Raw genomic sequence first — 14,695 nt, forward strand, 5'->3', positions numbered from 1 at the left:
CGAAGGCGCTCTACAAGAGGCAGCCTTTCGCCGAGCGACGAAGCGGGTGTTTATTTGACTGAGCCCATCGTAATTCCTTGTGTAAAGGACTTTTGGAACAATGTGAATATGACAATCATCGGTACAGATGCAAGTGCTGCTCCAGCCATCATGACCCCATAATCAGTCTTATGCTCACCCTGCATCGTAGCAATACCTAGTGGTAGGGTCATCATTTCCGTCGAACGAGTGATAACAAGTTGACTGAAATAATCGTTCCAACTTAACATGAACGTAAAGATTGCTAAAGCACCTAGAGCTGGTTTAAGCATCGGAAGAACAATATGCCAAAACGTGCGAATTTCACCACAGCCATCTATTTTTGCAGCTTCCAACAGTTCATTGGGTATCGTTTGAGAAAACTGTTTCATAAGGAATACACCGAATGGCCAGCCGATTGCCGGAATGATTAATCCTTTATATGTATCTACCCAACCGAAATCCGCTAGCATTGTGAACAATGGAACAAGAATAACTTGTTTAGGTAGTGCCATTGCAGCAATTAGTACAATAAAGATCAGCTTGCGCCCAGGAAATACTTTTTTGGCAAGAACAAAGCCCGCTGTAGCGCTTACAAAACAGACAGCAATCATTTCACTACTTGCAATAAAGAAACTATTAAATGTCCAGCGCCAAACCGGATTACTAAATAGTGTTACCCAGTTATCCAATATTGGTTTTAGTGGAAACCATTCTGGTGGTATCGTTATCGCAACAACTTGAGCTTTGAATGCCCCCGTGATAATCCAATAAAACGGAAAAATAAAGAATAGTGCAGAGAGAATCAGTAATAGTGTAGCTATTATTTTGAATGCGCTTAATTCACGAAACCATTTTTTATTACTAGATCGATTAAACTTTTTCTTCATGTTTAACTGGGATTGTGCTTTCACGACGTTTCCCTCCCCCTAATACTCAACATCATTGCCTAAGTATTTAAATTGAATGATAGAAATCACTCCAATGACTAAAGCTAAAATGACCCCCATTGCAGAAGCTAAGCCAAAATTACCAAGTAGGAATGCTTGTTGATATACGCCATACATCACGGTCGATGTACTATAAATTGGACCTCCAGAGGTTAGCAATTGGATGAGAGCGAAACACTGAAACGAATTAATTGTCGTAATGACAATCACATATAAACTTGTCGGCATCAATAATGGCCATATAATTTTCCGGAAAATTTGCCACGGTGTAGCTCGATCAATCTGGGCTGCTTCAATATACGTAGTCGGAATGTTACCGAGTGAAGCAACGTACAGAATAATTGGCTGTCCAACGGAAGTCGTGATTAATATAACTGTAATCGCCATCAAAGCTGTTTTAGGATCTCCCAGCCAGGAGACCGGCTCTATTCCAAAAAAACTAGTAATATAATTAAGAATTCCAAAGTTAGGATGATAGATCCAACCCCATACGACAGTAACACTCACCACTGAGGTTACAGCAGGTAGATAGAATATCCCCCTACAAAATGATCTTATAAATTCACTTTTCTTATAGATGGACATCGCTACAAAAATAGAAAAACCAATAACGATAGGAACAGCAACTGCAACAAGTACAATTGTATTAATCATAGATTTATGGAACGTTTTATCATGATAAAGAGTTCCATAATTATCCCATCCAATAAATTCAAAACTCGTAATGTTGTAATCGAAAAAACTCATGTATATTCCTCGCAGCATGGGATACACAACGAAAATGAGGAAAAATGTTAACGCAGGTAATAAAAACAAATAACTCATCATCCAATCACGTAATTTGTTTTTGTTTGGTTTACGAATGGTAGCTAACAATTGTTTCACCCCAATCTAATTCTTTATGGAAAGGAGCAGCGAATAAATAATGCTGCTCCTCTTCACTTTATTTATTCGCTGCTTTCGCTTTCTCAATCGCGGCATTGGACTTCTCCGCAAATTCATCTAACGCTTCTTTAGCTGATTTCGTTTCAAGGATTGCTTCTTGCAGTGCTGGGAACCAGAAAGTACGCACTTCTGCATAGCCGTCTGCAATCGTTGGTGGATCTGTTATGAATTTACGTGCCAGCTCTGAATACTCATACTCAGACCCTTCATATAGGCCTGTAACTGAGTTCCGCGCTGACAAACCTCCTGTTTGAATCAAGTTTTTCTCGCCCCATTCAGGATCGTTCACGATGAAGTCAACTAATTTTTTTGCTGCTTCAGCTTTTTTATCGTCATCATTATTAAAGACTGCGAGACCACCAAGAAATGGTTCAAGCTTCGGATCGGATCCATCCGGTGTTGGATAAGGAAGTAAAACATCCTCAAAGTCCTCTGTTTTATTTGGAGCAAAAAGTGATTTAAGTACAGCAGAATAGTTAATAGCAAATGCCATTTTACCTTGCAAGAATAAATCATTATGATCCCCAGCATCTAATGAAGCAGCGCCCGGTGCCACCAGTCCATCTCTTGAAGCTTGAACAACCCATTCAAGCCCTTTAATCCCGCTTTCTGAGTTAATCGCAACAGCGCTATAATCTTCATTCAAAAACCGACTAGTTCCTAGATTAGTAATATATCCTCGTGTCCCTTGGTCTCCCGCAACGCTTTTTGCATAGAAACCAGATGGAATGATACCCGGAGCCTTTTCTTTAACTGCATGTAACGCTTTCTCATACTCCGCTACAGTCCATGTCCGATCTGGTCGATCTAATGGTAGCAAATCAAGTTCGCCAATGTCCTCAAATAAAGTCTTGTTGACAGCCATCATGAATGGCCCTGTATTGAATGGATACATATAAACCTGATCTCCAACCATCGATTGTTTCATTAACGCTGGAGATATATCATTTTTCACATCATCTGGCATCATGTCATTTAGTGGTGCAAGTAACCCTTTCTTACCCCAATCAATGATCCGCCCTGGAGCGTCGTAGATCATATCTGGTGCTGTGTTCGTAGCGATTGCTACATTCAGCTTTTCAGGTCCACCTTCAAAAGTAAGCATCTCTAACTTCACTTTAATGTCTGGATTTTTTTCATTGAAAGCGGCAATAATTTCTTTCTCATACTTACCCACTTCTCCATCTAAGGCTTGGAAGTTCGGGAAATTCCACCACGTTATTTCCACCTGTTTTTCGTTACTTGGATTTTTGTCTGCGTCTTTGCCACCTTCGCTTTCCTTTGCTGTGTCTTGACTACAAGCGGTCAAAAATAGTGATAATACAAGAGCCATTACAACTAACAAGACAGAACCCTTTTTCGAACCTCGCATAATATCTCCCCCTCCTTGTATTTCCGGAAATAGTGGTGAAGCGCTTTCATTTCCTGTTTTAAGCATAAAGTCAATAACCAGACATGACAATCCCATGAACTTTACATTCATAGCCCTATTCTGACATAAATGCTCCAAACCCCTTTAAATTATTTAATAATTCCAACTTCAATACGCCGCCATTAAAGATTAACCTCCACAACATGTTTGAATCTTCTACCAATTTATTGTTGGGGAAACTTTTTTTATCGTGTACACTTAAAATAGATTCACAAAATGGCTGTTTAAGTAAGTAATAGAAATTTAGAGGTCTTTTAACACATTCCTAAAAAACAACAACTACTATCAAATGATTTTTGGGGGAATACGATGTATAAATTGATGATTGTTGAGGATGAACCTCTCATACGTTCTGGATTAAAACAGTACTTCGATTGGAAAGAGTTAGGGGTCCATACAATTATTGAGGCGGAAAACGGGAAAGACGGAGTGGATAGAGCTTTAATCGAGCTCCCCCACTTGGTGATTACAGACATTCGTATGCCTGTAATGGATGGACTTGAAATGATTGGACAGCTCCGATCAAAACTACCCGATACCCTTTTTATTATCTTGACTGGCCACAATGAATTCGAGTACGCGCAAAAAGCCATTCATTATGGCGGTGTATATGATTATTTACTAAAACCATTGCAATACGAAAAAAGTTTTTCAGTTATTGTAAATTGCTTAGAAAAAATACGCCTAAAGCAACTTATGCCACAATCTTTCGAACGGCTGACAGATCCAGGTACAAATCAAGGGGTTGGAATTGCGCCTGAAGAAGGCCTTCAACTTTTCGAAAAAATAGAGTCCTATATCAAACTGCATTTGGATCAAGAATTAACACTCAATATGGTTGCCGAACATTTCTTTTATCATCCTTCTTATTTAAGTCGGCTATTCAAAACAAAATTAAATAAAAACTACATGACTTTTGTAAGCGAAATAAGAATTAATTATGCGCTACAATGCCTGAAGGTGTCGCAACATTCCATCGCCGACGTGGCAAGTTTATGTGGGTATAAAAGTTATAAACATTTCGTAAAAGTATTTAAAAGTATTACCCAAATGACACCAACAGAATATAGAAAACAGTTAAGGCTATGATATTATGAACCATTTGAAGCGCTTCTTACCATTTTTCCAATTTAAACATGTGAATCATCAAATTTTTGTCCTTATGATTTTGACGATTACCATCCCGCTGCTGATTTTATCCGTAATGATTTACATGTTTTCAATTCAATCAGCTAAAAAAGAGTATCAAAATAGTTCGAATCTCATTCTTAATAATCTATCTTTTAATTTCGATCAATATTTGCAGAGCATCGAGATGGGGGCGCTTACTGCACAGATGGACAGTAAACTACAAAATGCGCTTGAAAATTGGCTAGGAGATGACTCAGAACGAGACTATGTTCAAATTTTAGAATACGAAAATGCGATTGAACATTTTATCAGTACAATTGAAATAACAATTGAGAATGTCGATAGCGTCCAAATTTATATAGGTGACCATGTATTTTATTCCACACTAAAAAAATCCGTTTACGATGTGAGTAACTTAACAAACGAAGAATGGTATAAACAAACCATTGAGCAAAAAGGTAGAATCGTCTTATTTGGTACTCACCAACCATTTAATAGGGTAAATTCCAATGAATCAGTGATATCAATCGCAAGGGTAATTAATAAAAATGGAAGCAGACAACCGTTAGGTGTTTTGCTTATTGATATCCGTTTAGATTCATTACGTAACATTCTAAATTTATCAGAAAATCATAATCGGAATTTCGTTATTTTGGATCCTCTTGGCAGTGTTATTTACGCTTCTGACCTAGATCAAATCGACTCCAATATGACATTTAAACCCGCTATCCAGCCTTTCCTTTCCGATTCAAATAAGGAATCCGGGAATTTTTACGCACCGGTAGACGGGGTTAATTCATTTTTCAATTTTGTCACTTCTCCCTACTCAGACTGGACAGTTATTCAGTATATAGAAGAACAGGAAATGACTAAGCATGCGGAAATGCTTCGCAAAGTTATTTTAGGGTTAGCTTTCTTTTCGATTGGTATGGCTATGTTATTTATGGTGATCTTATACATACGTGTAACTGAACCAATTATCTTTTTAAGTAGGCAAGTGAAAATAATCGGTCGCGGAAAATTCGATGTTAACTTGACTAGCAAACGTCAGGATGAATTTGGCGGACTTTATCAGGGAATTAGCAAAATGGTCACGGACATACAAGATTACATTGAACGGTCCTCTGTGTTAAAAGCTCAACAAAAGCTAGCACATTACCGCGCGCTAAAAAGTCAAATCAATCCGCACTTTTTAGCTAACGCACTTGAATCGATTCAAATGAAAGCGGTGTTAAACAAACAACGGGATATAGCTGAAATGATTGGGGTACTCGGACAGTTATTTCGAATTAATATCCAAAGTGGGAAAGAAACAATCACATTGGAAGAAGAATTGACCCACATTCGCCTGTATATCCAAGTACAACAAATGCGATTCGGAGATAAAATTCAGTACGTCGAAAACTTAGCTCCAACTAGTGAATCTATACGACTTTTGCATTTCTCCCTTCAGCCCCTTGTCGAAAATGGTATTGTCCATGGGTTAGAGCGTAAATATGGAGCTGGAATACTTGAAGTTTCATCTGTTTTTTCCGGCCAGGATATGCTAATAACGGTGAGTGACAATGGGGTCGGTATTGATGAAGAACAGCTACAATACTTGAAAAATCGCCTTGCACAATCCTCCAGTACATTAACCGAAGAACATATCGGGCTTAAAAATGTCCATGATCAAATACGGTACTATTTTGGTGATCAATATGGCATTGAGATTGATAGCTCGCTCGGAGTAGGCACGACGGTAACCATACGAATTCCAGCAAGAATATGAAGTTACTAGTTAGGAAACAGGACTCTAATTACTATGCTTCTTTCACCTATCTGAAAAATCTAAATGATTCACACGATAAAATGTGGGTATTACAAGAACATGCACCATTCATCTTAGACATACTCTTGGAGGAGATTTAAATGAATTTAAAACTTAAAGGCGAAAAGAAATGGTTAAAGCTAGGAGCGGCAACATTGCTCTCAGTCGGAATGCTTGCTGCATGTGGCGATGGGGATGACGACGATGTTGACGTGGATGTTAACGAACCTGTAGAGGATGTCAATCCTGAGGATGGAACAAATACGGATGTAGATTTAGATACTGATGATGAAACAGATAAAGATGTTGAGGTTGATGACGATGGCGTCGTTGATGATAAGAAAGATGACGACCATATCGAAGATGGCAGCGACGGTTAATTAGATAATCTGCTGTAGCACTTAAACCAAAAAGGGCTGGATGGCATCGTAGCCGTCCAGTCCTTTTTGGAATTCAAATTTTCATTTTCAAATGAACATCCCTGCAATAGCGGCACTCAATAACGAGGCTAACATCCCAGCTGCCACCGCACGAACACCCAGTCTTGCAATGTCAGGACGTCGACTTGGTGCAAGAGAACCTAATCCGCCAAGAAGAATTGCCAGTGAACTTAAGTTCGCAAAACCACAAAGTGCAAAGCTCACGACGATGACTGTTTTAGGGCTGAGTGATGCAATTTCAGGTGCGAATGATGCATACGCGACAAACTCATTCAACACAAGTTTTTGACCAATGAATCCACCTGCTGTTACTGCCTCTGACCAAGGAACACCGATGGCGAATGCCAGCGGTGCAAATAGAATGCCGAGAATCCCCTCAACGGTCAACGATTCAAAGCCAAACACCCATTTACCGATTCCGCCTAACATGCCATTCATCATAGCGATAAGCGCAATGAACGCCAATAGCATGGCACCGACATTCAAGGCAAGTTTTAATCCATCTCCTGCCCCACGTGCTGCTGCATCAATAACGTTCACAGATTCCTGATCCTTACCCATCTCAAAATCTTCAACTTCTGACTTCTCCGTTTCCGGTATAAATATTTTCGCCATAATCAATCCTGCAGGTGCAGCCATGAAGCTTGCTGCAATTAAATACTCAAGTGGAACACCCAGGAGTGCATAACCCGCGAGAACAGAACCAGCAATAGATGCAAGTCCTCCTGTCATGACTGCAAAAAGCTCTGACTTCGTCATGTTTGCCAAAAAAGGTCGGATGACAAGTGGAGCTTCCGTCTGTCCGACGAATATATTCGCGGCCGCAGAAACCGATTCTGCTTTACTCGTGCCAAGCAGTTTCGATAATGCGCCTCCGATCAGTTTGATAACCACCTGCATAATTCCAAGATAATATAGCACGGAAATCAAGGAAGAAAAGAAAATGATGATCGTCAACACTTGGAATGCAAAGACGAAACCGAATTCATTAACATCCGCTGCTGGACCAAAAAGAAATGCAACTCCTTCACCAGCGTAGTCAATGACATTTTGCACGAGTCCGGAAAACCATATTAAACCAGCTCTCCCCGCCTCCCATTTCAAGACGACGAATGCAAATGTCACTTGGATGATTAAACCAACAACGATAGTCCGGTAATTAATCGATTTCTTTCCATTAGATAAAAGAAATGCAATTCCTAATACCACAACTATCCCCAAAAGCCCCCACAATAAATTCAACTAGTACACCTCTTCATATGGAAGTTTTCCATTTATAATTTTGTTACTAATACGCCAATTCGCACTATGGAAAGCTCATTTTCGTTGTCTGACGTCATACAACTAAATGAGTTTAGCAAACGAAATGACATAAGTAAATAAATTGTGCGGAAAATAGGAAAAACTATGTTTTCCAAATGATTCAGCAGTTAGTATTCCACATTTATCCGAAATTACTCGTCGTTTTTTGAATACGCTCACATTTTAAGACAACAAAAAAAGACTACCCTTTAAGTCAATACAGCTGACCTGTAAGAAAGTCTTAGTACAATCATCTTCTATATCCTGTTACCAATGTCTATTTTTACGAAGAAAAGAAATAATTGTAATCAAAAAAATGGATTAAACGATGGTAAGCAGTTGGTCTTAGAATGACTTTCAAAAAATTACCCATCCTATAAAAAAGGAGATGTCATCAATTATGAGAAAAACATTTATTGCACTTGGAATTATTATTACAGTTAATTCAGCACCAACATATATCCCAACCATTGCTCATACACCACCAGAAATTCCAGCTTACGCTAAGTGGGGTAAACTCGCTATAAAAGAAACACAATCAAAATATCCCAATGCAACTATTATTGACTACCTTCATGAAGGAAGCGAATCTAGAAAGGATTCAACAATTGAAAAGTTTAAGCTATGGTTAAAAGATGGTGACCACGAATTCGGCGTTTTTGTAAGAATTGAGTATACTACCGAAACTGAAAAAGTAGTTACTATTGAATTTGAAGAAACTTCTAGGTAAAACTTCACAGTCGTGGCCATTCTTTTTCGGAATTTGATAATTCCCATTTTTCAAGGGATATTATTTTTAAATCCAAATTATCAAGAGGCTTAATTAAATGGAAAAACTATGCCCTTACCTAAATTACTGAGACAATATAAAACACCTACGTAATTGACACACTTATTAAAAGTGCATCTATCGTAGGCGTTTTTTCATTAAGTAGCCCTATTCAACTATTTTCAACACCAAAGGAAGTTACCTCACCATCATTCTATCATTGCTCCCATAGGCTCTAAAACAAATTTCTCGATTGCATGGAGCACTCCTTCTTCATTGTTCGTCAGTGAGATATAATCCGCAAGGTCTTTCAATTCCTGGACCCCGTTACCCATCGCGATACCTAAACCAGCCGTCTTAATCAGTTCAATATCATTGTGATTGTCGCCTATAGCGATAATTTCTGTACGATCGATACCAAGATTACTCGCTAGGTGCAATAAAGCACTTCCTTTGTTAGCTTCTGGATGCGTCACTTCAAGATAGTTTACTAAAGACTTGGCGATATGTGCACTCCCTCCAAACAATGCCCGCAATTCATCCTGTAAGGTTGCAAGGTAGGCAGGCTCTTCGATAAAGAGTGCTTTCGTAAATCCTAGTTTCGCAAGTTTGCCAAGATCCGGTTCTATTTTATACGGGACCTTCGATTTTTTGGAGTACTCAATAATCTTGTCATTTTCTGATGCAGCATAAAGAATATCATCTTGATAAACTTGCAAATGTATTTTTTTATCACGAGCTATCTCAACTAGTTTTTGTGCCATGTTAGGAGGAATAAGTCGTTCATACATCACTTCATCGTCATCAATGCTTTTAATGATTGCACCCTGATACGTAATAACTGGTACATTGATGCCAAGTTGCTGTGCAAATAATTTCGCAGATGGAAACATACGCCCTGTCGCAATCGTGACAACTGTTCCTAATTCCACCGCTTTTTGAATAGCCTCGATTGTTCTTGGCGTAATCAGTAATTCATCCGTAAGTAATGTCCCATCAAGGTCAATCGCAATTAGTTTATACATGGAATTCCCCCTTTACTTAATGCTATCTAGTTATCGTCGCATGTTGTGACTTACACTGTCTAGTGAAGATACTTTTCATCTCGCAATAATTGCATGTTAAAATCGAGAGGTGGAAAATAAAATAGTTATGTCACTAACTTACAGGCGTTTTTTTGTGGCTACCTCGAGTCACGATACGTCAACATTATTTCATTGAAATTCTCTAATTGATGTTCGTTGATATTTTACTATACCCACTCCATTCACCAACAGTTCCTGTTGCGTGATTGTATTCTCCCCTATAATTCTAGTATTCTTAATAGATGTAATTTATCAGCTTAGCATCCCCTTGGCTTTCACTTGAAGTAACCAGTCTGGAAACTCTGTAAGCAACTTATCATACAGCTCTTCATCGGAAACCTTTGCAACATTACTGATTTTAAAGAAATCTGCATTGTCTACATACCTGTCTTTAAGGTCGTCTAACTTTTGCAAGAAAGCAAATTTTTCTTTACCAATCCCAACAAACTGCCAGAAAATAGGTTGATTTGCGCTTTCACGCACAATCCGTGTTGCCTCACTTTTATCAGAGTTATTCCCATCCGTTATAAAGAGTACAAAAGTAGGATGTTCAGGCTTAATAGGAATTTCTTTTGCTTTCTTACTGAATAAACCACCAAACAAACTTTTCTTAGCAGGTTCTTGATTCCCACTCAGTGCAATTCCATATTTACTCACTATCAATTCCATAACTGGAGCATATTTCGTTCCACCACTTACAGTCATTTTAGTGTCCTTTACAAATGTTGCATGGTTCGCTTCTGTTGCTGTACCAACAAAATTTGCACCGTTATTGAACTGAAATACATCAATTTCTTTATTAGCATCCATGTTCATACCAATGGCTAGTAAACGCTCTACAATCTGCTGTACAGTCCCATTCTTATATAGTGAACTCATTGAGCCTGATTGATCGATTGCTAATATGATTTCTGCTTTAACACCAGTTAGTTTCTTCTTCTCTAATACAATACCTACTTTTTTAGTTAAATCTATTAAGTTTGTCATTTAATCATGCTCCTTATCTTTTTTAATATTTAATTTATGCCACACAAAATTATTATTTTCTCATTAAAAAATCTGAAGTCGTAAAAAGTACCATCATCTAAATATTCTCATTAATCCATCAACAATTACAACTGATTGTACCATAAGTTTATGGATAGCAAGATGGTGTCCCTGATTAACTTCCGCTTTTCAAGAAATAAATGTAGTTGTTTGTTTTTCTTATTAACTTCTCTCAGATGCATTATTTTTCACACAAAAAATGTCGCTCCTTAATCTAAATGATTAAGGAGCGACATACATCATAGTCCATATCAAAACATGTGGACTATTTTATTCAGTTTTAAATTTCTTCTTACGTGAAGGCAACATATTAAAGAGTATATTCAACACAATCGCAGTGACACTTCCCGCGACAATACCGTTACTCGTTAATATTTTAAGATCTGAAGGGAATTGTGCAAAGAGTTCAGGTACGACTGTCACACCAAGTCCTATCCCGATTGCGCAAGCAATGATCATAGAATTCTCTTGAGAATCAGTAATAATTTTGCTTAACATTTTAATTCCTTGGGAAACGACCATTCCGAACATTGCGATCATCGCGCCACCTAAAACAGCATTTGGAATAATTGTTGTGAAAGCTGCGATTTTTGGAACAAAACCGAGCGTAACCAACATAATACCCGCGATTAAAATAATTTTTCGTGATCTGACACCTGACATTTGAATTAAACCGACATTTTGTGAAAACGTCGTATACGGAAATGCATTGAAAATACCGCCTAGTAAGACGGCGATTCCTTCCGCACGATACCCTTTTTCAAGATCTTTTCTCTTTATATCGCGCTCACAAATATCACCTAGCGCAAAGTAAACGCCTGTTGATTCAACAAGGGATACCATTGCCACTAAGATCATTATAAAGATAGCCGACCATTCGAAAGTCGGCATACCGAAGTAGAAAGGCTCAACCATATGGAAATAGGCTGCATCCCGAACGGCCGAGAAGTCAACTTTCCCCATAAACGTAGCAACAACAGTACCGACAACCAAGCCGAGTAAGATTGAAATAGCCCGCATAAAACCAGTGGAAAACTTGAAGACCAGGAGGATAAAAAGCAACGTTCCGAAAGACAATGCTATATTCGACAATGAACCGAAATCACTTGCACCTTGTCCCCCACCCATATTGTTAATAGCCACGGGAATTAACGTAATACCGATAATCGTAACGACAGAACCTGTTACAACTGGAGGGAAAAATCGTACAAGCATACCGAAGAAACGGCTAATAACAATGACGAAAAGTCCCGATACGATAATTGCCCCATAAATAGCGGAAATTCCAGACTCGGTGCCAATCGCAATCATCGGTCCTACCGCTGTAAACGAACAGCCTAATACAACGGGCAATCCGATTCCGAAGAAACGGTTATTCATAATTTGTAAAATCGTTGCAATCCCACACATTAAAATGTCGATGGAAACAAGATAAGTCAGTTGTGTAGAAGTTAGGCCCAGTGCATTACCGACGATTAATGGTACGAGGACCGCCCCCGCATACATCGCCAAAACATGTTGGAGCCCTAAAGCAGTTGACTTAAGTGGATTGCTCACTTGGAAGTTTCCTCCTCAATAAATGTCACTTGCCCATTTTCGAGTGAAGCAATATTCGCAAGTGACTCTACACGGATGCCGCGTTCACGGATGAGCGCCCCGCCAGGTTGGAAACCTTTTTCGATAACAATACCAACGCCTGCCAACTTCGCTCCAGCTTGCTCAATGATATCTAGCAACCCAAGTACAGCTTGTCCGTTTGCAAGGAAGTCATCGATGAGTAAGACTGTATCTTGTGCTGTAATGAAATCTTTTGAAACGGAAATATCATTTGTTTCGTTTTTTGTGAATGAATGGACACTCGCCGTATACAAATGGTCCACTAACGTTAGTGATTTCCTTTTACGTGCAAAAATTACCGGTACCCCTAGTATCAAGCCCGCCATCATTGATGGAGCAATACCCGACGATTCAATCGTTAGAATTTTTGTTATTCCCGCATCTTTAAATCGTGTTGCAAATTCTTCCCCAACCGCCTGCATAAGAGGTGGATCGATTTGATGATTCAAAAATGAATCTACTTTTAGCACCTGATTCGATAATACTTTACCGTCTTTTACAATTTTATCTTTTAACAATTTTATTTTATTTTTCCTCCTTCTTGTTTTCACAATCAAGAGCCACAAAAATAAGCCCTATGACCATGCATCCAATCAAACCATGAGAGGAGCAATGTCATTCAGGCTTATTTGCTGAATGGAAAAGAAAGAGACATACCCAATTAAATGAGTACGACTTTTTCAATTCGTTGCTTCTCATAGTCGATTTATTTACGGTAAATCGGTAGATACTTGCGGGCCATATTCCCGCTATTATATGAGCGAATGCTATTAGAATGTTATTAGTATAGCACGGGAATTTCAGATTTCAACATCCTCAAAAGTTAAATAATGATTCATTCAATTCAATGAACGTACTATGTGCGGTGAATGTGTTATTGTAGATGAAATAAGTAGACTTTGGGGGCATTATCTTGACCAATCCACATTCCATGAATACAAATAAAAAATTAAAATTCACACGAAATACATGGTTTCTTCTTATCGGAATCATTTTCATCGCGTCCACACTTCGGTCGCCTTTAACATCTGTCGGACCATTAATCTCTTCCATTAGAGACAGTTTGGCCATTTCAAATGTATTAGCGGGATTCCTAACGACCATTCCTCTGCTCGCTTTTGCACTTATTTCACCGTTCGCTCCGAAAATTGCACGTCGCTTCGGAATGGAACTGACATTATTCGTATCACTCATTTTATTGACAGCAGGTATTATTACTCGTTCTCTAGGCACAACACCTAATTTGCTCATTGGCACTTTCCTAATAGGACTTGCCATTGCATTTGGAAATGTCTTATTACCAGGTCTAATAAAACTCAACTTTCCACTGCATATGGGTCTCATTACCGGTATTTATTCGGTCTCTATGAATTTATCCGCAGCCATCGCGGTTGGCGTCAGTGCACCACTTTCTCATAATACACAGTTTGGATGGAGAGGCGCATTAGGAGTTTGGGCGTTGCTAGCATTTATCGCTCTACTCGTCTGGCTCCCGCAACTTAAAAACAAGAAATCACCAAATTCATTGGATGTTCATTTGGAAAAGGCCAAATCACCCTCTTTATGGCGTTCTCCATTGGCTTGGAGTGTTACCTTCTTTATGGGGTTCCAATCTTTGATATTTTATACAACTTCCGCATGGATGCCTGAGGTGTTAAAAACGCAAGGAATAAGTCCAGATAGTGCTGGATGGATGGTTTCCCTCTTGCAATTTGCGCAATTACCAATGACATTCATCGTTCCGATTCTAGCAGGAAAAGTAAAAGATCAGCGCTGGATTGTAGCGGGTGTCGCACTATTATACCTCTTGGGCTATGGCGGTATCATGGCAGGCACAACTGCACTTGTTCCACTCTTTATGATTTTGATTGGAATTGCAGGTGGCGCAGCATTTGGACTTTCAATGATGTTCTTCTCATTACGCACACGGACACCACATGAAGCTGCAGATCTATCAGGTATGGCACAGTCCTTCGGCTATTTACTTGCGGCGGTTGGACCAGTACTCTTCGGATTATTACACGATTTCACATCAGGTTGGACAGTGCCGATGCTGATTATTATCATTGCATCTTTAATTGTCCTCCTATCAGGCTTGAAAGCAGGGAAAAACACCTTCGTTACTCCAGAGTAGGTGCTTAGAAATCTT

At 39.0% G+C, this 14,695-nt stretch carries 13 protein-coding genes and 1 riboswitch; of the genes, 5 read left to right on the plus strand and 8 right to left on the minus strand.

The window, feature by feature from the left end; all coding sequences use genetic code 11:
* Positions 1 to 50: 50 nt before the first annotated feature.
* From AZE41_RS13800 to AZE41_RS13810, 3 genes are all read right to left on the minus strand, one after another.
* A complete protein-coding gene (locus AZE41_RS13800) occupies positions 51 to 932 on the minus strand; it encodes a carbohydrate ABC transporter permease (RefSeq protein WP_231885677.1) in 882 nt (293 codons plus the stop codon).
* A 15-nt stretch (positions 933 to 947) separates the two neighbouring features.
* Positions 948 to 1,844 (minus strand): carbohydrate ABC transporter permease, encoded by an 897-nt coding sequence (locus tag AZE41_RS13805; RefSeq protein WP_470407707.1) that lies wholly within the window; start codon positions 1,842 to 1,844, stop codon positions 948 to 950.
* Positions 1,845 to 1,911: 67 nt separating this feature from the next.
* Positions 1,912 to 3,285 carry an ABC transporter substrate-binding protein gene (locus tag AZE41_RS13810; protein WP_067213978.1) on the minus strand — a complete coding sequence of 458 codons (1,374 nt, stop codon included), beginning with the start codon at positions 3,283 to 3,285 and terminating at the stop codon, positions 1,912 to 1,914.
* Between the two features lie 369 nt (positions 3,286 to 3,654).
* Here AZE41_RS13810 and AZE41_RS13815 point away from each other — a divergent pair, with 369 nt between their 5' ends.
* The 3 genes from AZE41_RS13815 to AZE41_RS13825 all read left to right on the plus strand — a co-directional run bounded on the left by AZE41_RS13815 (position 3,655) and on the right by AZE41_RS13825 (position 6,666).
* Complete coding sequence (locus AZE41_RS13815) at positions 3,655 to 4,434, plus strand: response regulator transcription factor (protein ID WP_067210510.1); 780 nt, start codon at positions 3,655 to 3,657, stop codon at positions 4,432 to 4,434.
* A 4-nt stretch (positions 4,435 to 4,438) separates the two neighbouring features.
* The gene (locus tag AZE41_RS13820) at positions 4,439 to 6,247 is read left to right on the plus strand and encodes a cache domain-containing sensor histidine kinase (protein WP_067210513.1); all 1,809 of its coding nucleotides are present in this window, start codon (positions 4,439 to 4,441) and stop codon (positions 6,245 to 6,247) included.
* 140 nt (positions 6,248 to 6,387) lie between these two features.
* Positions 6,388 to 6,666 (plus strand): hypothetical protein, encoded by a 279-nt coding sequence (locus AZE41_RS13825; RefSeq protein WP_067210516.1) that lies wholly within the window; start codon positions 6,388 to 6,390, stop codon positions 6,664 to 6,666.
* Between the two features lie 87 nt (positions 6,667 to 6,753).
* On the opposite strand, the gene AZE41_RS13830 is transcribed toward AZE41_RS13825, so the two are convergent.
* Positions 6,754 to 7,968 carry a NupC/NupG family nucleoside CNT transporter gene (locus AZE41_RS13830; protein ID WP_067210518.1) on the minus strand — a complete coding sequence of 405 codons (1,215 nt, stop codon included), beginning with the start codon at positions 7,966 to 7,968 and terminating at the stop codon, positions 6,754 to 6,756.
* Positions 7,969 to 8,428: 460 nt separating this feature from the next.
* On the opposite strand from AZE41_RS13830, the gene AZE41_RS13835 reads away from it, so the two are divergent.
* Positions 8,429 to 8,758 carry a DUF3889 domain-containing protein gene (locus tag AZE41_RS13835; RefSeq protein WP_067210521.1) on the plus strand — a complete coding sequence of 110 codons (330 nt, stop codon included), beginning with the start codon at positions 8,429 to 8,431 and terminating at the stop codon, positions 8,756 to 8,758.
* Positions 8,759 to 9,006: 248 nt separating this feature from the next.
* On the opposite strand, the gene AZE41_RS13840 is transcribed toward AZE41_RS13835, so the two are convergent.
* From AZE41_RS13840 to AZE41_RS13855, 4 genes are all read right to left on the minus strand, one after another.
* A complete protein-coding gene (locus tag AZE41_RS13840; protein WP_067210524.1) occupies positions 9,007 to 9,822 on the minus strand; it encodes a Cof-type HAD-IIB family hydrolase in 816 nt (271 codons plus the stop codon).
* Positions 9,823 to 10,134: 312 nt separating this feature from the next.
* Positions 10,135 to 10,869 carry a VWA domain-containing protein gene (locus AZE41_RS13845; protein ID WP_067210526.1) on the minus strand — a complete coding sequence of 245 codons (735 nt, stop codon included), beginning with the start codon at positions 10,867 to 10,869 and terminating at the stop codon, positions 10,135 to 10,137.
* Between the two features lie 330 nt (positions 10,870 to 11,199).
* Positions 11,200 to 12,486: a nucleobase:cation symporter-2 family protein gene (locus AZE41_RS13850; RefSeq protein ID WP_082786606.1), complete on the minus strand. Its 1,287-nt coding sequence runs from the start codon at positions 12,484 to 12,486 to the stop codon at positions 11,200 to 11,202.
* On the minus strand, positions 12,483 to 13,070 hold the full coding sequence (locus AZE41_RS13855) for a xanthine phosphoribosyltransferase (RefSeq protein ID WP_067213979.1): 588 nt from the start codon (positions 13,068 to 13,070) through the stop codon (positions 12,483 to 12,485). Before AZE41_RS13855 ends, AZE41_RS13850 begins: the two co-directional genes overlap by 4 nt.
* A gap of 154 nt (positions 13,071 to 13,224) precedes the next feature.
* A riboswitch (purine riboswitch) is annotated at positions 13,225 to 13,326 on the minus strand.
* A gap of 151 nt (positions 13,327 to 13,477) precedes the next feature.
* Here AZE41_RS13855 and AZE41_RS13860 point away from each other — a divergent pair.
* Positions 13,478 to 14,680: a CynX/NimT family MFS transporter gene (locus tag AZE41_RS13860; RefSeq protein ID WP_067213981.1), complete on the plus strand. Its 1,203-nt coding sequence runs from the start codon at positions 13,478 to 13,480 to the stop codon at positions 14,678 to 14,680.
* The last annotated feature ends 15 nt before the right edge of the window (positions 14,681 to 14,695 follow it).

Origin of the sequence: Sporosarcina psychrophila, assembly GCF_001590685.1 — a bacterium.
GTDB lineage: Bacteria > Bacillota > Bacilli > Bacillales_A > Planococcaceae > Sporosarcina > Sporosarcina psychrophila.